Genomic DNA, 24,573 nt, shown 5'->3' on the forward strand with positions numbered 1-24,573 from the left:
AACGTGACCTTCGGATTCGCGCCGGTGAGCCCGGTCGGCTCAGCGGACCGGGCTCTCGTCCGCCGCGTCGGTGCCGGCCGAGGGGGCCGGGGCGGCGGCCGGCGGCAGTTCCACCACCCGGGACCGCGGCCACGGGCGGGCCCAGCCGCCCATCTCCAGCAGCGTGTTCAGCACCCCGGCGGTGAAGCCCCAGACCAGCATGCCGCGCACCGAGAAGGCCGGGCCGATCCAGCCGCTCGGGTGGCGGACCCGCATCCGGTTCGCCGGGTCGACCAGCTCGGCGACCGGCAGCCGGGCGACGTGCGCCACCTCGGCCGGCTCGCGCGGGTGCACCGGGTGCGGGGCGTGCCACCAGGCGAGCACCGGGGTGACCACGAAGTCGCTGACCGGGATCCACAGCCTCGGCAGCTCGGCCAGCACGGTCACCGTGCTCGGGTCGAGGTCGACCTCCTCGTTCGCCTCGCGCAGCGCGGTGGCGCGGGCGTCGGCGTCCTCCGGGTCGGCCGCGCCGCCGGGGAAGGCCGGCTGCCCGGCGTGGTTGCGCAGCGTGGCGGCGCGCTGGAGGACCAGCACGTCCGGGCCGACGCCCGGCTCCTCGCCGAGCAGCACCAGCACCGCGCTCTCCCGGCCGCCGCTCTCCGGGGTGGCGAGCCGGGTGAAGTCCTCGGCGCGCGCGGTGCCGAGCCGGTGGAGCAGCGGGTCGAGCCAGTCCGGCGGCCGTCGGGTCACAGCCGCACCCCGAGGTGGCTACGGACCAGCTCGGCGAGGCGGGCGTCGTCCAGCGCACCGGTCGAGTCGGTGCGCCGGATCCGCCCGTCGGCGTCGACCAGGACGGTCAGCGGGAAGGCGTTGCGGCCGAGCGCCCGCTCGAACGCGTCACCCTGGTCGACCAGCATGGGGAACCGGACGCCGAAGTCCTCGCCGATGGACTGGGCGCCGCCGCGGCTGTCCCGGCTGTTGACCCCGATCACCTGGAACCGGCCGTCGGCCCGCTCGCTGAGCCGCTGGAAGGCGGGCAGCTCCTTGCGGCACGGCGGGCACCAGGACGCCCACACGTTGATCACCGCGGGCCCCTTGATGTCGCGGACGTTCACTGGCGCGCCCCCGGTGAAGCAGGAGAGGGCCAGGTCGGGCAGCGGATCGCCCGGCGTGCCGGACGGGGCCGGGGCGGACGCCGGCGCGGCGGCCAGCGGAGCGCAGTCGGCGAACGGCGAGGGACGCTCGGCCCGGGTGGCCGGCGCCGGGCCCGCGGACTCCTCGGTGCTGGCGGTGCAGCCGGCCACCGCGAGCAGCAGCGGGACGAGCAGGTAGGCGAACCGGCGGGTCACGGCACCTCCGCCGCGACCGCCTGCTGCGGCACCAGGTCGGGGTCGATGCCGACGGCCGCCGCCAGGTCCCGGGCGCGCGGCCCCTTGAGCAGCTTGGCCGCTGCCACCGGGTCGGTCGGCCCGGTGCCGTACGCCGGGCAGAGCTGCGCCAGTGTGCAGGCGCCGCAGGCCGGCTTGCGGGCGTGGCAGACCCGCCGGCCGTGGAAGATGATCCGGTGCGACAGCATCGTCCAGTCGCGCTTCGGGTAGAGCGCCCCGATCGCGTGCTCGATCTTGACCGGGTCGGTCTCGGTGGTCAGCTCCCACCGCTGCACCAGCCGCTGGAAGTGGGTGTCGACCGTGATGCCGGGGACGTCGAAGGCGTTGCCGAGGATCACGTTGGCGGTCTTGCGCCCGATGCCCGGCAGGGTGACCAGATCGGCCAGCTTGCCGGGGAGCTCGCCGTCGTAGCGCTCGCAGAGGGCCCGGCCGAGGTTGATCAGGGAGCTGGTCTTGTTCCGGTAGAACCCGGTGGGCCGGATCAGCTCCTCCAGCTCGGCGCGGTCGGCCCCGGCGTAGGCGGCCGCCGTGCGGTAGCGGGCGAACAGCTTCGGGGTGACCTCGTTGACCTTCTTGTCCGTGCACTGGGCCGACAGGATCGTGGCGACGGCCAGCTCCAGCGCGTTGGAGTGGTCGAGTTCACAGTGCGCGTCGGGGTGGGTCTCGGTCAGCACCCGGCCGATCCGCCGGGCGCGGCGCGTACGACCGAGGTCGGTCTCGGGGGAGCGCGTTGTCACGCCGGCCAGCCTACGTCGCGGGGACGACGTCCCGGCGGGCCCACGCGCGCGGTGGTTGCCTCAGCCGCCCGCCGGAGCGCTGATCTTGCCGGAATCGTCGACCCGCGCGCCGGTCTTCGGGAAGTCGGCCCCGCTCATCTCGCGGACCAGCCCGAGGCCCTGGTCCTGCCGGTCGATGGCCGGCCGGCCCACGCTGTTCATCCTGGTCGAGGTGAACTGGCCCCCGACGAAGCGCCCCTCCGCGGTCAGCGAGACCTTCAGCACGCCGCCCCAGCCGAGCCGGCCCGAGCTGTTCAGCGACTTCCCGCCGCCGGCGAAGTTGCCCAGGCTGTAGGCGATCAGCCGCCCCTTGTAGAACTCCATGCCGCGCAGCACGTGCGGGCCGTGCCCGATCACCAGGTCGGCGCCGGCGTCGATCACCGCGTGCGAGAAGCGGATCGGGTCGCCCCGGTTCTCCCCGAAGAACATCTCGGTGCCCGGCTTCACGTGGCTCCGGTCGGCGCCCTCGGCGCCCATGTGCACCTGCACCACGACCAGGTCGGCCATCCCCTTGGCCATGGTGATGACCTGCTTCGCGGCGTCGAGGTCGACCAGGCTGTTCGACCACGGGTACGACGAGAAGCCCGCCACCGCGACCTTGATGCCCTTGACGTCGACCACGGTGATCTCGCCGGGCGCGCCGGTGTGCTTGAGCCCGTGCGCCTCCAGCGCCGACTGGGTGTTCTCGTAGCCCTGCTGGCCGTAGTCGTAGCCGTGGTTGTTGGCCTGGTTGAGCAGCTGGAACCCGGCCGAGCGCAGGTGCGCCGCCCAGCCCGGGGGCGCCCGGAACTGGTAGCAGTTCTTCGGCTGCGGGCCGCACTTGCCGGCGCCGGTGTCGTCGGTGAGCGGCTCCTCCAGGTTGCCCATCACCAGGTCGCCCTTGAGCGCGGCCTTGACGTCGTCGAAGAAGCCCTTCCCGCCGTTGGCGGGCAGCCGGGACGGGGCGTTGCCCATGATCACGTCACCGGTCGCGGTCAGCGAGATCGACTTCTCGGCGGGCTCGCCCGACGCGGCGGGCTGGTCGGCCTCGGCGGGGACCGCCGACCCGGTCGAGCCCCCGCCCTGGCCCGGCTGCCAGATCGGCCCGTCGCCGGAATCCTCGCCGCAGCCGGCGGCGAGCAGGACGACGAGCAGCGCGCCGAGGGCCGCGGCGAGGCGCGCGGAGCGGCGGCGGGGACGAGGCACGGAGAGGGCGGGAGCGTACATCGTCCGCGACGCTACCGTCCCGGGAACACCGCGACGAGGGCCGATCGGTCGGAAAACCCGATCGGCGGGACCGGCCACGCTCAACCCGCCCGCCGGTCGGACCAGGGCACGACCGGCCCGGCGCCGCCGGCCAGGACGGCCGCGTGCACGGCCCGGGCCAGCGGGGCGCCCCAGGCCGAGCGGGGGCCGCCGTACGGGGCCGGGTCGCCGTCGGCCGGGCAGAGCACGGTGACCGCGTCGGTGGGGGTGCCGGTGGCCGGCAGTCCCAGCTCCCAGATCGCCTGCGCCTTCGCCTCGGTGGCCGTGGCCACCGCGTTGACCAGGGCGGCCTCGCCGAGCCGGGCCGGCACGTACACGACGATGTTGACCGTGCCGACCCGCTGGGCGGGCGCGGCGGGCGCGGCGGCCCAGACCGGGGTGCCGAGGCCGACCGTCGCCCAGACCCGTACGCCGCCGTCCGCGCGGGTCACCACCTCGGTCACGTCGACCCCGGTCAGCAGCCCGACGCCGGGGCCGGCCAGGCCGAGCCCGGCGGCCAGGTCGGTCAGGTGCGCGGCGGGGTCGTCCCGGTCGTACGACATCGGCACGGTCGCGTTGACCACCCACCGCCGTACGCCGATCCCGCCGCCCAGCGGGGCGGAGCCGATCGCCACCAGCGGCGTCTCGGCCCGCCAGACCAGCAGCGGGAGGTCCCACCCGTCCTCGGGCCGGGTGGTCAGGAACGGCTCGCTCAGCACGCCGGTCACCCTACGATCACAGGTGGGGACGGGTGGTGCCGGCCCGGACCGGGGGACGGGGATCCTAGTCGTCGACCGGGTCGGGCAGGTTACGCCCAACGATCAAGATTCCAGGGGTGCACCTCTGATTCCCGCTCACGTGCGCCTAGACTGGCGTCGCGCGAGGGATCAGCGGACGGCGGACCCGGCCGACGGACGGCACGCGCAAGCGGAGGTGCGCGATGGACGAGGTACTGGCCCGCAGCGGGATCTTCCAGGGTGTCGACCCGGAGGCTGCCGAGGCGCTCGCCAAGGAGATGGAGACGATCGAGGTCCGCAAGGGCGAGGTCGTCTTCAACGAGGGTGAGCCCGGCGACAGTCTCTACATCCTCCTGTCCGGCAAGATCAAGGTGGGTCGCCGGGCCGCGGACGGCCGGCAGAACCTGATCGCCGTGATGGGCCCGTCGGACATGGTCGGCGAGCTGTCGCTCTTCGACCCCGGCCCGCGTACGGCGACGGCCACGGCGGTCACCGACACCCGGCTGGTCCGGCTGCGCAAGCAGGCGCTGCGGCCCTGGCTGAACAACCGGCCCGAGATCGCCGAGCAGCTGCTGCGGGTGCTGGCCCGCCGGCTGCGCCGGACCAACGACTCGCTGGCCGACCTGATCTTCACGGACGTGCCCGGCCGGGTCGCCAAGAACCTGCTCCAGATGGCCGGCCGGTTCGGCACCCGCGACGGCGGCGTGCTGCGGGTGACCCACGACCTGACCCAGGAGGAGATCGCCCAGCTCGTCGGCGCCTCCCGGGAGACCGTCAACAAGGCCCTGGCCGACTTCGCCTCGCGCGGCTGGCTGCGGCTCGACGGCAAGAGCATCATCATCCTCGACCCGGAGCGCCTGGCCCGCCGCGCGCGGGTTTGACCCCTCCACGAGCGTCCCGGCCCGGCCCGCCTCCGCGGTCCGGGCCGGTTGCCGTCCTGGCGGCGCCGCGCCCGGCGCGGTGAGTCCACGGTCCGGGCCGGTTGCCGTCCTGGCGGCGCCGCGCCCGGCGCGGTGAGTCCACGGTCCGGGCCGGTTGCCGTCCTGGCGGCGCCGCGCCCGGCGCGGTGAGTCCACGGTCCGGGCCGGTTGCCGTCCTGGCGGCGCCGCGCCCGGCGCGGTGAGTCCACGGGCCGGGCCGGTCCCGTCTCTGCCGGCCGCAGAATTGCTGGACCAGCCGGCCGGCCGGGCGCAGGCTGGGGCGATGATCGAGCGGGTAGCTGTCCTCTCCGACATCCACGGCGTGCTGCCGGCGCTGGAGGCCGTTCTGGCCGAGCCGGACGTGGCGGCCGCCGACCTGATCGTGCTCACCGGCGACATCGCCGCCGGCCCGCAGCCGGTCGAGGTGCTCGACCTGCTCGCCTCGCTCGGCGACCGGGCCCGCTGGGTCGGCGGCAACGCCGACCGCGAGCTGGTCGAGGCGCGGGCCGGGCGACCGGCGAAGATCGAGGTGTCCGACTGGGCCGCGACCCAGCTCCGCGAGGACCAGGTGGCCCGGCTGGCCGCGCTGCCGCCGACCGTCACGCTGCCGGTCGCCGGCCTCGGCGAGGTCATCTTCTGCCACGCCACGCCCCGCGACGACGAGGAGGTCGTGCTGGTCGACTCCCGGCTGGAGCGCTGGGCCGAGGTCTTCGCCGGGCTGCCGGCCCGGGTGGGCACGGTGGTCTGCGGACACACCCACATGCCGTTCACCCGGCTGGTGGACCGCCGGCTGGTGGTCAACCCCGGCAGCGTCGGCATGCCGTACGGCGGCGCGGGCGCCTGGTGGGCGCTGCTCGGGCCGGGCGTGCAACTGCGCCGGACCGGCTACGACGTGGACGCCGCCTGCGCCCGGGTGGCCGCCGAGTCGGGCTTCCCGGACGCCGCCGCCTGGGCCGACGAGTACCTGCGTTCCCGCCACAGCGACGCGGACGCGCTCACCGTCTTCGGCCCGCGCGACGGCCGCTGACCGGCCACACCCGCAGGAGATCGTGAAGTTTGTGAATTCCCGGTCCGACAGCGGCAGCGCGGGTGGCGGGACCGGCCGGGGTCGACACGGCCGGTCCCTCCGTGGGTCAGCGGTGGGTCAGGTAGTCGTGGGCCGTCGCGCGCAGCCGGGCGTGCACCCCGTCGTACCCAGCGGCCCCGCTTAGGTAGCGCTTGTCCACCTTCGCCACCATCGTGTAGTTCGTGTCGCACACGTTGCCGACCGGCGCCTCACCGGCCTGGCTGATCAGCTGGTACGCGTCGAGCTGGTCCAGCCCGACCAGCTCGGCGGTCCAGGTGACCAGATCGTGCTGGCTGATCCGGTAGGCGTCCTCCAGCGGGCGGGCCGAGCCGGTGGACATCAGCGCGTCGTCCGACTCCAGCCGCGGCCACGGGGTGCCGATCCCCTTGACGACGTCCACCACGACCGTGGTGTTCATGGCGGCCTCGAGGCCGGTGCCGCAGACCTCGCCATGGCCCTGCCGGCAGTGCCCGTCGCCGAGGGCGAAGAGCGCTCCCGACACGTTCACGCCGAAGTACGCGGTGACCCCGGCCCGCAGCTCGGGCGTGTCCATGTTGCCGCCGTGCGCGTCCGGGGTGATCGTCATCCGCGCCTCGAAGGCGCCCGGCGCCACCCCGGCGGTGCCGTGCATCGGATCCAGCGGCAGCGCCACGGTGTAGTCGCCCCGCCGTGCCCGGTACGTCGCCGTGCCGGCGGCGACGTCGACGTCGTACCGCCAGACCACCTCGGCGAGCGGGGGTTGCAGGGTCGCCGTGGTGTGGGTGCTGGTGAGCGCGCCGAAGTGCGGGAAGGTGGTGGACACGGCCCAGTCCCGGGCCGGCTCGATGGAGATGAAGTGCACGGCGAGCGTGTCGCCGGGCTCGGCCCCCTCGACGTGGATCGGCCCGGTCACCGGGTTGAGGTACGGGAACTGGCAGACCTGCGACGGCAGGTCGTCGGTGGTCCGGACCCGGCCGCCGAAGCAGTCCTCGGTGTAGAGCTCGAGGATGGTGCCCGGGCGCACCCGGAGCACCGCCTCGCGCCCGCCGAAGGTGTAGGAGAGTTCGTCCGGCTCCGGCCGGTACTTCACCACGTCGGTCATCAGTGCGGCTCCTTCACCGGCTCGTCGGTGCTCTCGTGGGCGACGTCGACCAGCGCGGCGAGCTCGGGACGCCGGCCCGTCAGGTAGAAGACCAGCAGGACCAGCAGCCCGACGCCCAGCCAGACGAAGCCGAGCACCTGGGCGGCGACCTTGGCGTTGATCACGACGTAGAGCAGGATCAGGAACCCGATCACGGGCACCACCAGATGCCGCAGCCAGTCCCGGCTGCCGTTGCGCACGACGTAGTGGGTCACGACGGAGACGTGCAGCGCCAGGAACGCCGTCATGGCGCCGAAGTTGACCAGTGTGGACAGCAGCGAGATGCCGTCGTCCCGGCTGGCCATGTAGAGGCCGAGGGCCAGCGAGATGGCGGCGACCAGCAGGGTGGCGTTGGCCGGCACCTTGTGTTTCGGGTTGATCCGGGCGAGGAAGCGCGGCATCTGCCGGTCGCGGGCCATCGCGTACAGCAGGCGGGAGGTCGCGGCCTGGGCCACGAGGGAGTTGGCGAAGCCCCAGGCGATCGCGGTGGCCAGGGCGGTCAGCCCGGCCAGCCAGCCCCCGCCGGCCGCGCGGGCCGCGTCGTAGAACGCGGTCCCCTCCGGGTCGCCGTTTTCGAGCAGGCCGGGTGCGTCCGGCACCAGCAGGGCCGCGACCCAGGTCTGCACGACGAACAGGGCACCGGCCAGCAGCAGCGCCCCGACCATCGCCCGGCCGATCTGCCGGGCCTCCTCGCGGCTCTCCTCGGCCAGCATGGAGATCCCGTCGAAGCCGAGGAAGGAGAGCACGGCGATCGACACCGCGCCGAAGACCAGCGGCCAGGAGAAGGTGCCCGCGTTGAACAGTGGCCGGAGCGAGAAGCCGGCACCCTTGCCCTGCGCCAGCGCGATCACGCCGACGACCAGGAAGATCGCGAGGATGACCAGCTCGGCGGCGAGCATCACCCGGTTGACCCGGGCGGTCATCTTGATGCCGAGGTAGTTGACGACGGTGTTGAGCACGACGAAGGCCGCCAGCCACACCCACACCGGCACGCCGGGCACGAGGGAGTGCATGGCCACGCTGGCCACCAGGTAGAGCAGGCCGGGCACGAGGACGTAGTCGAGCAGGATCACCCAGCCGGCGAGGAAGCCGACGGGCGGTGCGATGCCGCGACCGGTGTAGCTGTAGACGGACCCGGCCATGGGGAACGCGCGGACCATCTGCGCGTACGAGGAGGCGGTGAACATCATCGCCACCATGCCGATGAGGTAGGCCAGCGCGACCATGCCGCCGGAGCCGGCGTACACGCTGCCGAAGATGCCGAAGGGCGCGATCGGCACCATGAAGATCAGTCCGTAGATCAGCAGGTCGGTGAAGGTGAGGGTCCGGCTCAGTTCCTGCCGGTAGCCGAACCGTTCGACCTGGACGGATGTCTCGGATGGGTCGGGAGGTTGAGTCACGGCACGCCTCCTTGATCTGGTGAGGCGCACGTTAGTCCAGCCATCGGCCGACAGCTAGATCTATGCGCATGGATTGTATACATCGCTCGATCGGGACTCAGAAAAAGTCAGGCTTGACTGTTTGTTTCGGGGACGGCACGCTGTCCCCGTGCCCACCGCATCGACCCGCGTCCCTCAACAGGAGCGCAGCCGCGCCACCCAGGCCCGGCTGCTGGAGGCGACCGTCGAATGCGTGGTGGAGCACGGCTGGTCCGGCACGACGACGACCGTGGTGGCCGCCCGGGCGGGCGTCTCCCGGGGCGCCCAGCTGCACCACTACCCGACCAAGGCGGCCCTGGTCACCGCCGCGGTCACCCACCTCACCGAGCGCCGGGCCGTGGAGCTGCGCACCGAGGCCGCGGCGTTGCCGGCCGGCCCGCGGCGCCTCGACGGGGTGGTCGACCTGCTCGCCGCCGCCTTCACCGGGCCGCTCTTCGTCGCGGCGCTGGAGCTGTGGGTGGCCGCCCGCACCGACGCCGAGCTGCGCGACGCCCTGGTTCCCCTCGAGGCACGGGTCGGCCGGGAGATGCACCGGCTCACCGTGGAGCTGCTCGGCGTGGACGAGCGGCGACCCGGCGTCCGCGAGGCGGTGCAGGCCACCCTCGACCTGCTCCGCGGCCTCGGCGTGGCCAACCTGCTTAGCGACGACACGACCCGCCGCACCGCCCTGCTGCACACCTGGAAGCGCCAGCTCGCCGCCCTGCTCAACCCCGACGCCGGCCCGCCGACGCCCGGGAGCGCGCGGCCGCACTGAGTCCCCCGGAGGCACCATGGTCGACCTGACAGCCCTGCTCGCGGACCTGACCGCCGAGTCCGAGCAGCTCGACGCGCTCGTCGCACCGCTGGCGCCGGAAGCCTGGGAGCGGCCGACCCCGGCGCCCGGGTGGAGCATCGCCCACCAGATCGCCCACCTGGCCTGGACCGACCACGTCGCCCACCTCGCGGCGACCGACGCGGCGGCGTTCTTCGCCTCGGTCACCTCCGCTCCGGATCCGTCCCGGCTGGTCGAGGACGGCGCCGAATCGTTCCTCGCCCCGGCCGCGGCGCTGCTGGCACGCTGGCGGGCGGGCCGGGCCGCGCTCGCGACGGCGCTCGCCGCCGTCCCAACCGGGGAGAAGCTGCCCTGGTACGGCACCCGGATGTCGCCCGCCTCGATGGCGACCGCCCGGCTCATGGAGACCTGGGCGCACGGCGAGGACGTGGCCGACGCGCTGGGCGTCCGGCGTGCCCCGACGGCCCGGCTCCGGCACGTGGCGCACCTGGGCTTCCGTACCCTCGGGCACAGCTTCGCGGCCCACGGCCGCGCGGTGCCGACGGCGCCGGTGCGTGTCGAACTCGCCGCACCCGACGGCGACACCTGGGCCTTCGGGCCGCAGGACGCGGCCGACCGGGTCACCGGGCCGGCGCTCGACTTCTGCCTGCTGGTCATCCAGCGCCGGCACCGCGCGGATCTGGCGCTGGTCGCCACCGGGCCGGTCGCCGACGAATGGCTGGACATCGCCCAGGCGTTCGCGGGGCCGCCCGGCGGCAAGCGGGAGGCGACGGGCGGCGGGGTGACCCGGTGACCGCGCTGCGGGTCGGCAACGCGTCCGGCTTCTACGGCGACCGCCTCACCGCCTGGCGGGAGATGCTCGACGGCGGCGAGCTGGACGTGCTGACCGGCGACTACCTGGCCGAGCTGACCATGCTGATCCTCGGCCGGGACCGGATGCGCGACCCCTCGCTCGGCTACGCCAAGACGTTCCTGCGCCAAGTGGAGGGCACCCTCGGCATCGCGCTGGAGCGCGGGGTCAAGCTGGTCACCAACGCCGGCGGGCTCAACCCGGCGGGGCTGGCCGCCGCGATCAGCGCGCTCGCCGACCGGCTCGGCCTCACCGTCCGGATCGGGTACGTGGAGGGCGACGCCCTCGCCCGGCCGGACGCGTTGACGGCGAACGCGTACCTGGGGGCGTTCGGGATCGCGGCCTGCCTCGACGCCGGGGCGGACGTGGTGGTCACCGGGCGGGTGAGTGACGCCTCGCTGGCGGTCGGCCCGGCCATTTCCCGCTTCGGCTGGACCCGGGAGGACCTCGACGCGCTGGCCGGGGCGACCGTCGCCGGGCACCTCATCGAGTGCGGTGCGCAGGTCACCGGCGGCAACTTCAGCTTCTTCACCGAGCTGCCCGACGGCGGGCACCGCCCCGGCTTCCCCATCGCCGAGATCCACGCCGACGGCTCGTCGGTGCTCACCAAGCACCCCGGCACGGGCGGCGCGGTCACCGTCGAGACGGTCACCGCCCAACTGCTCTACGAGGTGGGCGGGCCCGCGTACCTCGGGCCGGACGTGGTGACCCGGCTGGACACGGTGGAGCTGGCGCGGGAGGGGCCGGACCGGGTGCGGGTCTCCGGCGTCCGGGGCGCGCCCCCGCCGGACACCCTCAAGGTGGGCGTCAACAACCTGGGCGGCTTCCGCAACTCGATGACGTTCGTGCTCTGCGGGCCGGACATCCCGGCCAAGGCGGCCCTGGTCCGGGGGCAGCTGGAGGAGGCGGTCGGCAAGGAGGGGCTGGAGTTCACGCTGGCCCGCACCGACCACCCGGACGCCACCGACACCGAGGCGGCGAGCGCGCTGCTGCACGTACACCTGCGGAACGGCGACAAGGCGCGGGCCGGGCGGGCCTTCTCGGCGGCCGCCGTGGAGCTGGCCCTGGCCTCCTATCCGGGCTGCACGCTGACCACCCTGCCCGGCGACGCCACCCCGTACGGGGTCTTCACCGCCGACGCCGTGCCGCAGGACGCGGTCGCGCACGTGGCCGTGCTGCCGGACGGGACCCGGGTGCCGATCGCCCCGCCGACGCGGACGGCGGCACCGCCGCCGTACGAGCCGGTGACCCGGCCGGAGCCCGAGACCGGGCCGACCCGGCGGGCGCCGCTCGGCGAGCTGGTCGGGGCGCGCTCGGGCGACAAGGGCGGGGACGCCAACCTGGGCGTCTGGGCCCGCACCGACGCCACCTGGGCGTGGCTGCGCGGCTGGCTGACCGTCGCGCGGCTGGCCGAGCTGTTGCCGGAGACCGCTCCGCTGGCCGTCGAGCGGTACGAGCTGCCGAACCTGCGGGCGATCAACTTCGTGATCCGGGGGCTGCTCGGCCAGGGCGTGGCCGCCTCCACCCGCTTCGATCCGCAGGCCAAGGCGCTCGGCGAGCTGCTCCGCTCCCGGGTCGTCGACCTGCCCGCCGACCTCACCCCGGGGGTGCCGTCGTGACCATCGTGGACACTCCGGAGCGGCGGCAGCTCCGCGAGCTGACCCGGGCCTTCGTGACCAAGGAGGTCCTGCCCTGCCTGGACGACTGGGAGCGGGCCGGCGAGGTGCCCCGGTCGCTGCACGAGACCGCCGCGAAGATCGGGCTGCTCGGCATCGGCTTCCCCGAGTCGGTCGGCGGCAGCGGCGGGGACCTGCTCGACTCGATCCTGGTCACCGAGGAGATCATCCGCTCGGGCGGCTCGTCCGGACTGGTTGCCGCGCTGTTCACCCACGGCATCGCGCTGCCGCACATGGTTGCCTCGCGCGACGAGGGCCTCATCGGCCGGTACGTGCGGCCGACGCTCGCCGGCACGATGATCGGCGCGCTGGCGATCACCGAGCCGGGCGGCGGCTCCGACGTGGCGGGCATCCGCACCTGCGCCCGGCGGGACGGCGAGCACTACGTGGTGAACGGGTCGAAGACCTACATCACCAGCGGCGTCCGGTCCGACTTCGTGACCACCGCCGTCTGCACCGACTTCCCCGGCTCGGGCTCGCTGAGCCTGCTTGTGATCGAGAAGGGCATGCCCGGGTTCACCGTCGGCCGGCGGCTGGAGAAGCTGGGCTGGCACTGCTCGGACACCGCCGAGCTCTCCTTCGTCGACGTCCGGGTGCCGGTGGCGAACCGGATCGGCCCGGAGGACACCGCCTTCCTGGCGATCATGCAGCAGTTCGCCACCGAGCGGCTCTCCCTGGCGACCCAGGCCTACGCCACGGCGCAGCGCTGCGTGGAGCTGGCCACCCGCTGGTGCCGGGACCGCTCCACCTTCGGCCGCCCGCTGGCCAGCCGCCAGCTCGTCCGGCACCGGCTGGCCGAGATGCACACCCGCGCCGAGGCGGCCCGGGCGTACGTGCACGACGTGGCCGAGCGCGTCGCGGGAGGGCAGCCCGTCGTGACCGAGGTGGCGATGGCGAAGAACGTCGCGGTGTCGGCCTGCGACTTCGTCGTCGACGCGGCGCTGCAACTGCACGGCGGCTTCGGCTACCTGCGCGACGCCGAGGTGGAACGGCACTACCGGGACGCCCGGATCCTGGGCATCGGCGGCGGCACCACCGAGATCATGAACGAGATCATCGCGAAGGGCATGGGCCTTTGACCACAATCGACAGTGCGATCGACCCGGCCGCACCGGCCCACCGCGCCAACCGGGCGGCCCTGCTGGAGCGCCTCGCGGAGCTGGAGACCGCGCTCGACCAGGCCCGCGCCGGCGGCGGCGAGAAGTACGTGACCCGGCACCACAAGCGGGGCAAGCTGCTCCCCCGGGAGCGAATCGAGCTGCTGCTCGACCCGGACAGCCCGTTCCTGGAGCTGTCGCCGGTGGCCGCGTACGGCACGGACTTCCCGGTCGGCGCCAGCACGGTCACCGGCATCGGGGTGGTCGAGGGCGTGGAGTGCCTCGTGGTCGCCAACGACCCGACCGTACGCGGTGGGGCGGTGAACCCCTGGGCGCTCGCCAAGACCCGGCGGGCCGGCGAGATCGCCCTGGCCAACCGGCTTCCGATGGTCAACCTGGTGGAGAGCGCCGGCGCTGACCTGCCCACCCAGGCGGAGATCTTCATCCCGGGCGGCCGGGTGTTCCGCGACCTGACCCGGCTCTCCGCGGCGAAGATCCCCACGGTCAGCGTGGTCTTCGGCAACGCCACCGCGGGTGGCGCGTACGTGCCGGGCATGTCGGACTACACGATCATGATCCGGGACCGGTCGCAGGTCTACCTGGCCGGGCCGCCGCTGGTGAAGATGGCCACCGGCGAGGTCACCGACGACGAGTCACTGGGTGGGGCGGCCATGCACGCCGGGAAGTCCGGCCTGGCCGACTTCCTCGCCGAGGACGAGCGGGACGGCATCCGGCTGGCCCGGCAGTGCGTACGCCGGCTCAACTGGCGCAAGCAGGGCGCGCCGCCGCGCAACCCGTTCCCCCGGCCGCCGAAGTACGACCCGGACGAGCTGCTCGGCATCGCCAGCGCCGACCTCAAGGTGCCGTTCGACCCGCGCGAGGTGCTGGCCCGGGTGCTGGACGGCAGCGAGTTCGACGAGTTCAAGCCCAATTACGGCACCGCGCTGGTCACCGGCTGGGGCGAGCTGCACGGGTGGCCGGTCGGCGTGCTGGCCAACGTCCGGGGCGTGCTGTTCAGCGAGGAAGCGCAGAAGGCGGCCCAGTTCATCCAGCTCGCCAACGCCGCCGACACCCCGCTGGTCTTCCTCCAGAACACCACCGGCTACATGGTCGGCACCGAGTACGAGCAGCGCGGCATCATCAAGCACGGCGCCCTGATGATCAACGCGGTGTCGAACTCGACGGTGCCGCACCTGACCGTCAACCTCGGCGCCTCCTACGGGGCCGGCAACTACGGCATGTGCGGCCGGGCGTACGAGCCGAGGTTCCTGTTCACCTGGCCGAACGCCAAGTCGGCGGTGATGGGGCCCGCGCAGCTCGCCGGGGTGCTGTCGATCGTCGCCCGGCAGGCCGCCGCCGCCCGGGGCCGCGACTACGACGAGGAATCCGACGCCGCCATGCGGATGATGGTCGAGCAGCAGATCGAGTCCCAGTCCGGGGCGCTCTTCCTCTCCGGCCGGCTCTACGACGACGGGGTGATCGATCCCCGGGACACCCGTACCGTCCTCGGGCTCTGCCTGTCGGCGATCCACAACGGACCCGTGAAGGGCGCCGACGGCTTCGGCGTCTTCCGGATGTGAGGGGCGAGCTGTGATCACCAGACTTCTCGTGGCCAACCGGGGGGAGATCGCCCGCCGGGTCTTCGCCACCTGCCGGGTGCTCGGCGTGGAGACGGTCGCCGTGCACTCCGACGCGGACGCCGACGCGCCCTTCGTGGCCGAGGCCGACCTGGCCGTCCGGCTGCCCGGGAACACGCCGGCCGAGACGTACCTGCGGATCGACCTGGTCCTGGACGCGGCCCGCCGGGCCGGGGCGGACGCCGTCCACCCGGGCTACGGCTTCCTGGCCGAGAACGCCGAGTTCGCCGCCGCCGTCACCGACGCCGGGCTGACCTGGGTCGGCCCGCCGGCCAAGGCGATCGCCGCGATGGGCGACAAGATGGCGGCCAAGGCCCTGCTCGCCGACGCGGGCGTGCCGATGCTGCCCACCTGGACCGAGGCCGACCAGGTGACCGACTTCCCGGTGCTGGTCAAGGCGGCCGCGGGCGGCGGCGGCCGGGGCATGCGGGTGGTCCGCGACGCCGCCGGGCTCGCCGAGGCCGTCGCGGGCGCGCGCCGCGAGGCGGCCGCGGCGTTCGGGGACGGCACGGTCTTCATCGAGCGGTACGTCGAGTGCGGCCGGCACGTCGAGGTGCAGATCTTCGGCGACACCCACGGCACGGTGGTGGCCCTCGGGGTACGCGACTGCTCGATCCAGCGCCGGCACCAGAAGATCGTCGAGGAGGCGCCGGGCGTCCTGCCCCCGCAGGTGCGCGAGCGGCTGCACGCGGCGGCGGTGGCCGCCGGCCGGGCGGTCGACTACGTCGGCGCCGGGACCGTCGAGTTCCTGCTCGCGCCCGACGGGGAGGTCCACTTCCTGGAGATGAACACCCGCCTCCAGGTGGAGCACCCGGTCACCGAGGCGGTCACCGGGTTGGACCTGGTCCGGCTGCAACTGCTGGTCGCCGAGGGCGAGCCGCTGCCGATCACGGCCACCCCGTCGGCCGACGGCCACGCGATCGAGGTGCGGCTCTGCGCCGAGGACCCGGCCCAGGGCTTCCGGCCGGCCACCGGCACCCTGCACCGCTTCGCGATCCGCGGGGTGGCCGGCGAGTTCGCCCCGACGAAGGGCCTGCGCCTGGACTCCGGCGTGCGGGACGGCTCGACGGTGACCGTGCACTACGACTCGATGCTCGCCAAACTGATCGCCTGGGCGCCCACCCGCGCCGAGGCCGCCCGGGCTCTTGCCGGCGCGCTGGCCCGGGCCGAGTTGCACGGCGTCGCCACCAACCGGGACCTGCTGGTCCGGGTGCTGCGCAGCCGCGAGTTCGGCGCGGCGGAGGCCGACACCGGCTTCCTGGAGCGGCACGAGGAGGTCTTCGCCCCGCTGCTCCCGCCGGAGCGGCTGCCCCTGGCCGCCCTCGCCGCGGCGCTGGCGGGCGCCGCCGGCCGCCGCGCCTCGGCGCCCGTGCTCGCCGGCCTGCCCTCGGGCTGGCGCAACGTGCCGGCCTTCCCGCAGGTCAGCCGATTCACCGGCCCCGAGGGCGAGATCGAGGTGCGGTACCGGCTGGACCGGACGGGGGCGCTCGCCGAGTGCTCGGTGTCGCAGGGTGTCGCCCTGGTCGAGGCCGCCCCGGACCGCGTGGTGCTCGACGTCGACGGGGTGCGGCGGGCGTTCGGCGTACACCGGGTGGGGCCGGAGGTGTTCGTGGACGGCCCGGAGGGGGCGGCGAGCCTCACCGAGCTGCCGCGTTTCTCCCTGCCCACCGCCGAGCTGGCGGCCGGATCCCTGCTCGCGCCACTGCCTGGCGCGGTGACCCGGGTGCACGTCGAGGTCGGCCAGCGGGTGGCCGCCGGCGACCTGCTGCTGACCCTCGAAGCGATGAAGCTCGAACACCCCGTGCTCGCCCCGACCGACGGCGTGGTGGCGGAGCTGCCGGTGCCGGCCGGCGGCCAGGTCGACACCGGAGCGGTGCTGGCCGTGGTCAATCCCGAGGAGGACCCGCGATGAACTTCGATCTCACTCCCGAGCAGGACCAGCTCCGCGACGCCGTCCGGGCGCTGGGGCGGAAGTACGGTCACGGCTACTTCGTCGAGAAGGCCAAGGCCGGAGCGCACACCACCGAGCTGTGGCAGGAGGCCGGCCGGCTCGGCTACCTGGGCGTCAACATCCCCACCGAGTACGGCGGCGGAGGCGGTGGCATCACCGAGCTGGCCATCGTCTGCGAGGAGCTGGCCGCGGCCGGCTGCCCGCTGCTGCTGCTCGTGGTCTCGCCCGCCATCGCGGCCACCGTGATCAACAAGCACGGCACCGACGAGCAGCGCAAGCGTCACCTGCCCGGCCTGGCCGACGGCTCGCAGAAGATCGTCTTCGCGATCACCGAGCCGGAGGCCGGGTCGAACTTCCACCGGCTCGGCACGGTGGCCCGCCGCGACGGCGACGACTGGCTGCTCACCGGCCGCAAGTGCTACATCTCCGGCGTCGACGAGGCCGGGCACGTGCTGGTGGTGGCCCGCACCGAGGACTCGGCCACCGGCAAGCTGAAGCCGGCGCTGTTCATCGTGCCGACCGACGCACCCGGGCTGGAGAAGTCCAAGCTGGACATGGAGATCCTCTCCCCGGAGAACCAGTTCCTGCTCTACCTGGACGACGTCCGGCTGCCCGCCGACGCGCTGGTCGGCGAGTCGCTGGACGCCGGGCTGCCGGCGCTCTTCGCCGGCCTCAACCCGGAGCGGATCACGGTCGCCGCGATGGGCGCCGGCACCGGCCGGTACGCCATCGAGCAGGCCAGCGCGTACACCGCGACCCGGACGGTGTGGGGCGGCCGGACGATCGGCTCGCACCAGGGCGTCGCCCACCCGCTCGCGCACGCGGCGGTGCAGGTGGAACTCGCCCGACTGATGATCCACAAGGCGGCCACCCTCTACGACGCGGGCCGCGACCTGGAGGCCGGCGTCGCCGGCAACATGGCCAAGTACGCGGCCGGCGAGGCCGCCGCGCTCGCCGTGGACACCGCCGTGCAGGCGCTCGGCGGCGCCGGCATGACCACCGAGTACGGCGTGGCCACCCTGCTCGGCGCGGTCCGCGCCGGCCGGATCGCCCCGGTCAGCCGCGAGATGATCCTCAACTTCGTGGCCCAGCACGTGCTCGGCCAGGACAAGTCCTACTGACGTATCCCGGGTGACGACCGCGGGCGCGGCAACCAGACTGGCGGGATGTTCCCACCGGACCTGGAGCGGGCGACCGACCGGCTCTACACCGCCTTCGCCCACCACCGCCTGCCGCCCGGCATGGCGACGGCCTGCGACCACTGCGTCGACCCGGCCGAGGTGGACGAGTTCCTGCGTACGCCGCTGCGCGACCTCGCGCCCGACCAGCTCGGGGTCTACCTGTCCAACCCCGGCACCTGGGGCGACGGGACGGAGCTGCCGCACCTGGTGCCCCGGCTGCTGGAGGGGTACGCCACCGGCGAGATGGAAAACTGGTGGTCGCCGGAGACGGTGGCCCAGCGTATCGAGCAGCGCTGGCGGGACTGGTCACCCGCCGAGCAGAGCGCGATCGAGGACTTCTTCCGGGCCTGGTGGCGGTGGACCCTGACGTCCTGGCCGTCCACCAACCCCGCCTGGGACGTGCTGAAGGCGGTCGCGGAACTCGACCTCGACGTGGGTGCGTATCTCGCGGACTTCGCGGAGTTGCCGGGCGAGGAGCCGGCCCGGCACCTGGCCGAGGTGGTCGATTCCTGGACCTGGGGCGGGCGCCTGCCCGGGGACACGGAGCGGGCGCTGCCGGGCTGGCTGAGCGGCGGCACGCCGGCGCGGCTGCTGTGGGTGGCCGCGGTTGCCTTCGCGGAGTCGCCGGTCGGCGAGGAGCTGACCAAGGCCGCCGAGCTGGCCGACCTGCTGCGGGACTCGCTGGCCGAGGAAGGAATCTGACGAACGGCCCCGGGTGCGCGGGACGCAACGGTCGCAGAAGATGCCGTTGCCCGGCGCCCCTGGTCAGGGCGCCGGGCAACGGCGGTGGCTCAGGACGTGGCGAGCTTGTCGAACTTCTCCCACGGCCCGATCGACGTGCGGTTGGCGATCAGCGGCAGGGTGCCCGCGTTCTCCGCCACCACGTACCGGCCGTTGGCGTTGGCCCGGAGGCTGATGCTGCCGTCCGAGTTGTTGATGATGGTGAACTTCTCCCAGACGCCGATCGACGTCCGGTTGGCGATCAGCGCCTTGGTGCCCGCGCTCTCCGCCACCACGTACATGCCGTTGGCACGCGCGCGGAGGGCGACGAAGCCGCCACCCGCGTCGACCACGTCGAACTGCTCCCACAGCCCGACCGAGGTCCGGTTGGCGATGAGCGGCTTGGCGCCGGCGCTCTCGGCCACCACGTAGCGGCTGTTGACCCGGGCGCGGAGGGCGACCGGAGCCGCGACCGCCGGAGCGCCGGTGAGCCGGGTGAGCCCCGCGTAGTCGCCGTTGAACACGTTCTGGCTGTAGTTGCCGGGCTGGCTGGGGTCACCGGCGGCGTACTGCCAGATGGTCTCCGTGGTCCAGCCGGCCGGCAGCGGCGGGCGGGTGGTGGTGTAGCCGGCGATGTCCAGCGGGTTGGCACCGAAGGTCGCGTTGTTGCCGGTGCACGGGTTCCAGTAGTTGGTGTTGGTGTAGATCATCACCGGCCGGCCAATGCGGGACTTGACCTGGTCGGTGAAGGACTTGATCCAGCTCGACATCTCGGTCGTGGTCAGCCCGTAGCAGGTCGGCGCGCCGCTCCAGTAGGGCCACTCGATGTCCACCATGGGCACCAGCGTCTGGCTGTCCTTGGCGAACTGCGCGTTGTCGACGAAGAAGTTGGCCTCGGTGATCGGGTCGCGCCCGTCCGGGCGGGCGAAGTGGTAGGCACCGACGAGCAGGCCGGCCGCCTTGGCCGCCGCGTAGTCCTCGGCGAAGTAGGGGTTGCGGTACGTCTGCCCCTCGGTGGACTTGATGTAGGCGAACTTGTAGCCGTTGGTCGCCACGGCCGGCCAGTCGATCGGGCCGAGGTTGTGGTCGTGGCTGGAGACGTCGATGCCGCGGACCGTGTAGCCGGCCGGGGTGGTGGCGCTCGTGGACGCCGAGGTGGTGCGGGCGCCCGGCTTGACGCCGGCGTTCGCCCGTCCACCACCGTCAGGAGCGGAGCCTGCCGCGCTGACCGGCTGTGCGGTGGTGAGCGCCGTGCCGAGCGCGAGCCCGGCGGACATCAGGACAGAGATCCATCTTCTTGACATGGATGTCGGGAATCCTCTTGGTCGGGAGGTCGAGGACCGCCGGTCGCCAGGGGGCGGATCACGGCGGCGGAATCACTCTTCGCCTTCGGCCCAGGATCGGCCGCGGCGGTGTGCGTCCGTACTCTAACCGCCGAACCGGCCGCGCGGTGTCCCGCCGCGACCAGGCGTCTGACGGGAGCCCGGGGTACGGCGGGTGCCCGATCACCCGCCGTACCCCGGGGGTCCGTCAGCGGACGGTCAGCGTGCCGACCGCCGGTAGCGGCGCGACCACCGGCGGCAGCCGCTTCGGCTCGCCCCGGCCGGGCTCGCCGGCCCGGGCCAGCGCGTTCTTCGACGCCTCCGCCCGGGCGGTCGCCGGCTCGTCCTGGAAGGGCTGCGCGTCACCGGTGCAGAGCGTGCCCCTGGCGGGCAGCGTCCCGTTGAGCAGGTAGGCGTCGACCGCGCCGGTCACGCACGCCGAGGTGCCGTAGGCGGTGTGCCCCCAGCTGTCGCTGCTCAGCAACCGGCTGTTCGGCAGCAGCCGGGCCGAGCTGACCGCGCCCTGGTAGTTGGTCGCCGGGTCCCAGTAGTTGCCGACCACCAGCACCGGGGCGGCGGTGGTCCGGTTGAACGGGCCGGTCCAGGCGTCCTCGTCCCGCACCGTCCAGGTGTTGCGGGCGCAGGGGGCGGTACCCCAGGCCCAGGCCCGGCCGAAGTAGGGGGCCCGCTTGTCCTCCCTGGCCGACAGCGCCGGCCAGGCGTCCGCGCTCTTCGGGTGGTACGCGTCGGTGCAGTCCACCGTCAGGAACGTCTCGAGCCCGTTGTCGTACGGGAAGTCGTAGGCGTGCTGCCGGCGTGCCTGGGCGGCCCGCTGGGCCACCGAGGTGCGCGCCTGCGCCGTGGCGGACGCGGTGGCGGCCGGGTCGGTCAGCACCAGCAGCTCACCGGTGAGGTCCACGATGTACTGCCAGCCGCTCGGGTCGTAGAGGTAGCTGAGGGTGGCGCCGACGAAGTCGGCGTAGCTGACGGTGAACTGCCCGAGGTCCGGGTCGTCCACCACCAGCGGCTTCTTGCGCAGCCGCTGCGCCACCGTCTCGTACGCGGCGACCGGGTCGCCGCCGGACGCCAGCGTGCACTTCTGCGCGCCGGCCTTGGCGCACCGGACCAGGATCTCGTGCAGCGCCCGGTACGCGCCGTCGGCGCTGCGCAGCCGGGTCTCCTGGAGCTGGTTGCGTGCCTTGCCCTGGCCGACCCAGGCGTTCGGGTTGAGCACGCCGTCGACCACCAGGGCGCGGAACCGGTCCGGGAACATGTTCGCGTAGTACTGCCCCAGCGCGGTGCCGTAGCTGAAGCCCAGGTAGCTGAGCTTCCTGTCGCCGACCGCGCGGCGCAGCACGTCCATGTCGCGGGCCACCTCGGCCGTGGATGCCGCGCCGGTCAGCGGCTTGCCGGTGGTCGAGCAGCCCTTGCCGACCGCCTTCGAGGCGTTGACGTACGCCTTCTCCTCGGCCTTCGTGTACGGGAAGGCGACGTTCAGCCCGGCGTACGCCCGGGTCTGGTCCTTCACCGACGGGAAGCACCTGACGTTGTCGCTGGAGGCGACGCCGCGCGGGTCGACGCCGACGATGTCGAAGCGGTCGAGCAGGTCGTCGCCGAGGAAGTACGGCGCGGCGAGCGCGATGCTGGTGCCGGAGCCGCCCGGGCCGCCCGGGTTGAGGAACAGGCTGCCGATCCTGTGCTGCTGGTCGCGGGCCTTCACCCGGAGCACCGCCACCTCGGTGGTGGCGCCCTTCGGGTTGTCGTAGTCCAGCGGGAGCCGGACCGTGGCGCACTCGGCGTAGTCGTAGCAGGCGTACCAGTCGAGCTTCGGCGTCGGCACGCGGTCGACCCGGCGCGCCTCGGCGGCGCTGGTCCGGTCGTACGCCGGCGGTTGCGGCGTGCGGGCCGCGGCCGCGGCGGGCGCGACCGCCGATCCGGCGAGGACGATGCCGGCGATCCCTGTTGCGGTGAGGGACCGGATTGCACGTGGCATGTGGCTGCCTTCCGGTGGGGAACGGGGTCCGTCGAGGAGACCTCGACCCTCGTCACTTTAGGGATCACGACCAACCGAAGCAGCCCGCCAAACGGGGACAGAAGCGACAGATTGCCGATTGATGTAACGAATTTTTCTTGATCGACGCTTTTGGGCCCTCCAGCCTGGAGGGTGAGCCCGCCACGGAACGCGTCCGACCGGAAGCGGTCCGGGTCCGGCGGTTGACAGGGCGACGCCCTGGGCCATGCTTGTCGGGTGAGTTCGTTCCCGAAGCCCGATGCGCGGGTCAAGGCCGTCCTCGCGTCGCTGGCGGCGGTGGCGGCGCTGGCGACGTTGGCGGTGTGGCGCCCCGCCGGCATCCTGTCGGTGGTGCTGGCCCTGGTCTGTGTCCTGCTCGGCATGGTCGCCGGGGTGACGGTGACCGCCGCCCGGCAGGCCCCGCGCAGCGCCGACGCCCCGACCGAGGATTGGCCGTCCCCCGCCGCGCACGGGGTGGACGCCGACACGCTGGAGGCGATCGACCCCCGGGCGGTCCGCCGGCTGCGCACGCCCGGCGGCTATGCGGGTGACGCCGACACGCTGGAGACGCTCGACCCGCGGGCGGTCCGGGAACTGCGGGCGCCGGGCGGCGGCTACCCGGTGGACGCCGACACGCTGGGGGCGCTCGACCCGCGGACGGTGCGGGAGCAGCGGACGGCGAACGGGGTCAGCGACCGATGAGGGTGGGCGCGGCCAGCGCGTCCACGCCCCGCCCCGCCAGGCACCGGTAGGTGCGGTCCAGGTCCGTCCCGGCCGGCGGCAGCACCTCCAGGTTCCAGCCGGTCACCTGCCGGATGCCGCTGACCAGCCGGAACGTGCTGACGCTGCAGACCTGCCGGACGGCCGGGTCGGCGACGACGGCGTCGTGGCCCGCGCCGGCCAGCGCGGCCGGCAGGAAGCCCTCGGCGTAGGTCTCCCAGGTGTGCCGGCCGTCGCAGGGCACCCGGGGCGCCTCGGCCCGCTCGCGGCGCAGCCGCACCGGGCCGTAACACTCCAGTTCGGACGCGCAGTGGGCGCCCGCCGGCAGCCGGACGTCGCCCGCCGCGCAGCCGGGCAGCAGCCTCGCCCCGGACGGCTCGGCCGCGCTGGCCACCGGCGCCGGCGACACCACGGTCGGCGCGCCGCCGGCCAGCCAGGCGCCGGCGCCGGCCGAGGCGGCGAGCGCGAGCACCCCCGCCCCGCCGAGGAACCAGCGGCGCGGCCAGCGCCGGCCGCGGGTCGGCACGGTCGGGTGGGCGTCCTCCGTCGGCGGCCGGGGGCTCGGCCGGCCGGTGCGGGCCAGCGGGTTGCCGCCGGTGGTCGGGCCGCCGCTGACCGGGGCCCCCGGGTACGGTGCGCCGCTCACCGGGGCGGCGCCCGGGTCCAGCGGGAGCGCGGCGAGCATGCCCCGCAGTTCCACGGCGGAGGGACGCTCGCCCGGGTCGTTGGCCATGCCCAGCCGCAGCACGTCGACCATCTCGTCGGGCACCCCGGGCAGGCCGGGGATCGGCTGCTGGAACATCTCCAGCACGGTGACCAGGCTCGGGTTGCGCTCGGACTGCCAGCGCGGCGGGCGGCCGTGCATCACCGCGTAGAGGGTGGCGCAGAGCGCGTAGACGTCGACGGCCGGGCTGGGCGGGCTGTGGCTGAACATCTCCGGTGGCGCGTACGCCGGGGTGAGCACCTCCAGCGTGACCGAGGCGTCGCGCACCTCGGCCAGCACCGCCAGCCCGAAATCGGCCAGCACCGCCGGGTTGAAGTGCGAGTAGAGGATGTTGGCCGGCTTCACGTCCCGGTGCAGCACCCCGGCCGCGTGCGAGTGGGCCAGCGCGTCGGCGATCTTCACGCCGAGGTCGCGGGCCTCGATCGCGCCCAACGGGCTCCTGCGCATCCGCTCCGCGTACGAGCCGTCGCAGAGCTCCATGATGAGGTAGGGGTGCTGGTCGACGGTGACCCCGACGTCGAAGAGGTCCACCACGTGCGGGTGGGAGGACATCTTGCCGGCGGCCCGCGCCTCGCGCAGGAAGCGCGCCTGGTCCCGATCGCTGTCCAGCGTGCGGTTCTCCACCTTGACCGCGACCTCGCGCCCCACCGAGATCTGGGTGGCCCGGTAGACGGTGGCGTAGCCACCCCGGGCGAAGACCTCCAGGTCGGTCAGACCGGGCACGATGGGCAGCCGCAGGGCGCCGGGCGGGGTCTCGGTCACGGCTCGAAAATACCCAACGGTCCCGGTCGCTCAGCGCACCGCGTCGGTCGCCGGCACCGGGTCCGGGCCCGCCACCGTGTCGTCCGCCGCACCCGATCCGGCCGCCCGGTGGGCGTCCCACCACAGGCCGACGGCGGTCGCGACCGCGCCCAGGCCCTCCCAGGCGGCCACCCCGAAGAACCGGTCCGGGGCGACGTCGGAGAGCACCGCGATGCTGAAGACGGTGAAGGTGACCAGCCGGAACCAGACGGTGAACCGGTAGAACGGCCGCCACTCGGTGGCCACGGCGAGCAGGTAGTAGACGCCCATGTTGAACGAGGCCATCGAGGACGCGGTGAGGAAGGTGCCGGTGTAGTCACCCGGGGCGCGTTCGGCCGGCACCTCGAAGCCGAGCAGGCGCAGCTGCGTCTCCGGCCAGATCAGCCCCAGCGCGCCGAGCAGCAGCGCCAGGAGCCCGAAGACCGCGATCGTCCAGCCGGCGCCGGAGCGCGGCAGCCTCAT

The 24,573-nt window shown here is 73.9% G+C and carries 22 protein-coding genes; 11 read left to right on the forward strand and 11 right to left on the reverse strand.

Features of this window, described 5'->3' with window-relative positions; genetic code table 11:
* Positions 1-39: 39 nt before the first annotated feature.
* From AC0OLQ_RS34470 to AC0OLQ_RS34490, 5 genes are all read right to left on the reverse strand, one after another.
* Complete coding sequence (locus AC0OLQ_RS34470) at positions 40-729, reverse strand: NUDIX hydrolase (RefSeq protein ID WP_484529594.1); 690 nt, start codon at positions 727-729, stop codon at positions 40-42.
* Positions 726-1,328, reverse strand: a complete 603-nt coding sequence (locus AC0OLQ_RS34475; protein WP_484529595.1) for a TlpA family protein disulfide reductase — start codon at positions 1,326-1,328, stop codon at positions 726-728. Before AC0OLQ_RS34475 ends, AC0OLQ_RS34470 begins: the two co-directional genes overlap by 4 nt.
* Positions 1,325-2,104 (reverse strand): endonuclease III, encoded by a 780-nt coding sequence (gene nth / locus AC0OLQ_RS34480; RefSeq protein ID WP_484529596.1) that lies wholly within the window; start codon positions 2,102-2,104, stop codon positions 1,325-1,327. Before nth ends, AC0OLQ_RS34475 begins: the two co-directional genes overlap by 4 nt.
* Before the next feature lie 60 nt (positions 2,105-2,164).
* On the reverse strand, positions 2,165-3,349 hold the full coding sequence (locus AC0OLQ_RS34485) for a CapA family protein (protein ID WP_484529597.1): 1,185 nt from the start codon (positions 3,347-3,349) through the stop codon (positions 2,165-2,167).
* Between the two features lie 80 nt (positions 3,350-3,429).
* On the reverse strand, positions 3,430-4,086 hold the full coding sequence (locus AC0OLQ_RS34490) for an adenosylcobinamide amidohydrolase (RefSeq protein ID WP_484529598.1): 657 nt from the start codon (positions 4,084-4,086) through the stop codon (positions 3,430-3,432).
* Between the two features lie 221 nt (positions 4,087-4,307).
* On the opposite strand from AC0OLQ_RS34490, the gene AC0OLQ_RS34495 reads away from it, so the two are divergent.
* Together AC0OLQ_RS34495 and AC0OLQ_RS34500 are read left to right on the forward strand one after the other, a co-directional pair.
* Positions 4,308-4,985, forward strand: a complete 678-nt coding sequence (locus tag AC0OLQ_RS34495; RefSeq protein WP_007073398.1) for a Crp/Fnr family transcriptional regulator — start codon at positions 4,308-4,310, stop codon at positions 4,983-4,985.
* 322 nt (positions 4,986-5,307) lie between these two features.
* A complete protein-coding gene (locus tag AC0OLQ_RS34500; RefSeq protein WP_484529599.1) occupies positions 5,308-6,051 on the forward strand; it encodes a metallophosphoesterase family protein in 744 nt (247 codons plus the stop codon).
* Between the two features lie 106 nt (positions 6,052-6,157).
* Here AC0OLQ_RS34500 and AC0OLQ_RS34505 read toward each other — a convergent pair whose 3' ends face one another.
* Together AC0OLQ_RS34505 and AC0OLQ_RS34510 are read right to left on the reverse strand one after the other, a co-directional pair.
* Positions 6,158-7,171, reverse strand: a complete 1,014-nt coding sequence (locus AC0OLQ_RS34505) for an acetamidase/formamidase family protein (RefSeq protein WP_484529600.1) — start codon at positions 7,169-7,171, stop codon at positions 6,158-6,160.
* A complete protein-coding gene (locus AC0OLQ_RS34510; protein WP_484529601.1) occupies positions 7,171-8,610 on the reverse strand; it encodes an APC family permease in 1,440 nt (479 codons plus the stop codon). Before AC0OLQ_RS34510 ends, AC0OLQ_RS34505 begins: the two co-directional genes overlap by 1 nt.
* Before the next feature lie 148 nt (positions 8,611-8,758).
* Between AC0OLQ_RS34510 and AC0OLQ_RS34515 the strand changes: the two genes are divergently transcribed.
* From AC0OLQ_RS34515 to AC0OLQ_RS34550, 8 genes are read left to right on the forward strand one after another with little or no spacing between them, the layout of a single operon-like run.
* On the forward strand, positions 8,759-9,403 hold the full coding sequence (locus AC0OLQ_RS34515; RefSeq protein WP_484529602.1) for a TetR/AcrR family transcriptional regulator: 645 nt from the start codon (positions 8,759-8,761) through the stop codon (positions 9,401-9,403).
* A gap of 16 nt (positions 9,404-9,419) precedes the next feature.
* Positions 9,420-10,214, forward strand: a complete 795-nt coding sequence (locus tag AC0OLQ_RS34520) for a TIGR03084 family metal-binding protein (protein WP_484529603.1) — start codon at positions 9,420-9,422, stop codon at positions 10,212-10,214.
* A complete protein-coding gene (locus AC0OLQ_RS34525) occupies positions 10,211-11,890 on the forward strand; it encodes an acyclic terpene utilization AtuA family protein (RefSeq protein ID WP_484529604.1) in 1,680 nt (559 codons plus the stop codon). The genes AC0OLQ_RS34520 and AC0OLQ_RS34525 overlap by 4 nt, the downstream gene beginning before the upstream one ends.
* Positions 11,887-13,026, forward strand: a complete 1,140-nt coding sequence (locus AC0OLQ_RS34530) for an acyl-CoA dehydrogenase family protein (RefSeq protein WP_484529605.1) — start codon at positions 11,887-11,889, stop codon at positions 13,024-13,026. The genes AC0OLQ_RS34525 and AC0OLQ_RS34530 overlap by 4 nt, the downstream gene beginning before the upstream one ends.
* Positions 13,023-14,624 (forward strand): acyl-CoA carboxylase subunit beta, encoded by a 1,602-nt coding sequence (locus tag AC0OLQ_RS34535; protein ID WP_484529606.1) that lies wholly within the window; start codon positions 13,023-13,025, stop codon positions 14,622-14,624. The genes AC0OLQ_RS34530 and AC0OLQ_RS34535 overlap by 4 nt, the downstream gene beginning before the upstream one ends.
* 10 nt (positions 14,625-14,634) lie before the next feature.
* Positions 14,635-16,593 carry an acetyl/propionyl/methylcrotonyl-CoA carboxylase subunit alpha gene (locus AC0OLQ_RS34540; protein ID WP_484529607.1) on the forward strand — a complete coding sequence of 653 codons (1,959 nt, stop codon included), beginning with the start codon at positions 14,635-14,637 and terminating at the stop codon, positions 16,591-16,593.
* On the forward strand, positions 16,590-17,753 hold the full coding sequence (locus tag AC0OLQ_RS34545; RefSeq protein WP_484529608.1) for an acyl-CoA dehydrogenase family protein: 1,164 nt from the start codon (positions 16,590-16,592) through the stop codon (positions 17,751-17,753). The genes AC0OLQ_RS34540 and AC0OLQ_RS34545 overlap by 4 nt, the downstream gene beginning before the upstream one ends.
* 45 nt (positions 17,754-17,798) lie before the next feature.
* A complete protein-coding gene (locus AC0OLQ_RS34550; RefSeq protein ID WP_484529609.1) occupies positions 17,799-18,515 on the forward strand; it encodes a hypothetical protein in 717 nt (238 codons plus the stop codon).
* A gap of 89 nt (positions 18,516-18,604) precedes the next feature.
* On the opposite strand, the gene AC0OLQ_RS34555 is transcribed toward AC0OLQ_RS34550, so the two are convergent.
* Together AC0OLQ_RS34555 and AC0OLQ_RS34560 are read right to left on the reverse strand one after the other, a co-directional pair.
* A complete protein-coding gene (locus tag AC0OLQ_RS34555; RefSeq protein WP_484529610.1) occupies positions 18,605-19,810 on the reverse strand; it encodes a GH25 family lysozyme in 1,206 nt (401 codons plus the stop codon).
* 253 nt (positions 19,811-20,063) lie between these two features.
* On the reverse strand, positions 20,064-21,848 hold the full coding sequence (locus AC0OLQ_RS34560; protein ID WP_484529611.1) for an alpha/beta hydrolase: 1,785 nt from the start codon (positions 21,846-21,848) through the stop codon (positions 20,064-20,066).
* Positions 21,849-22,103: 255 nt separating this feature from the next.
* On the opposite strand from AC0OLQ_RS34560, the gene AC0OLQ_RS34565 reads away from it, so the two are divergent.
* Positions 22,104-22,568, forward strand: coding sequence for a hypothetical protein (locus tag AC0OLQ_RS34565; RefSeq protein ID WP_484529612.1), 465 nt, complete (start codon positions 22,104-22,106; stop codon positions 22,566-22,568).
* Here the strand turns inward: AC0OLQ_RS34565 and AC0OLQ_RS34570 are convergent.
* Both AC0OLQ_RS34570 and AC0OLQ_RS34575 read right to left on the reverse strand, forming a co-directional pair.
* The gene (locus AC0OLQ_RS34570) at positions 22,555-24,072 is read right to left on the reverse strand and encodes a serine/threonine-protein kinase (protein WP_484529613.1); all 1,518 of its coding nucleotides are present in this window, start codon (positions 24,070-24,072) and stop codon (positions 22,555-22,557) included. The genes AC0OLQ_RS34565 and AC0OLQ_RS34570 overlap by 14 nt on opposite strands.
* Before the next feature lie 30 nt (positions 24,073-24,102).
* Positions 24,103-24,573, reverse strand: coding sequence for a hypothetical protein (locus tag AC0OLQ_RS34575; protein ID WP_484529614.1), 471 nt, complete (start codon positions 24,571-24,573; stop codon positions 24,103-24,105).

Source organism: Micromonospora sp. Utrum1 (assembly GCF_057197805.1).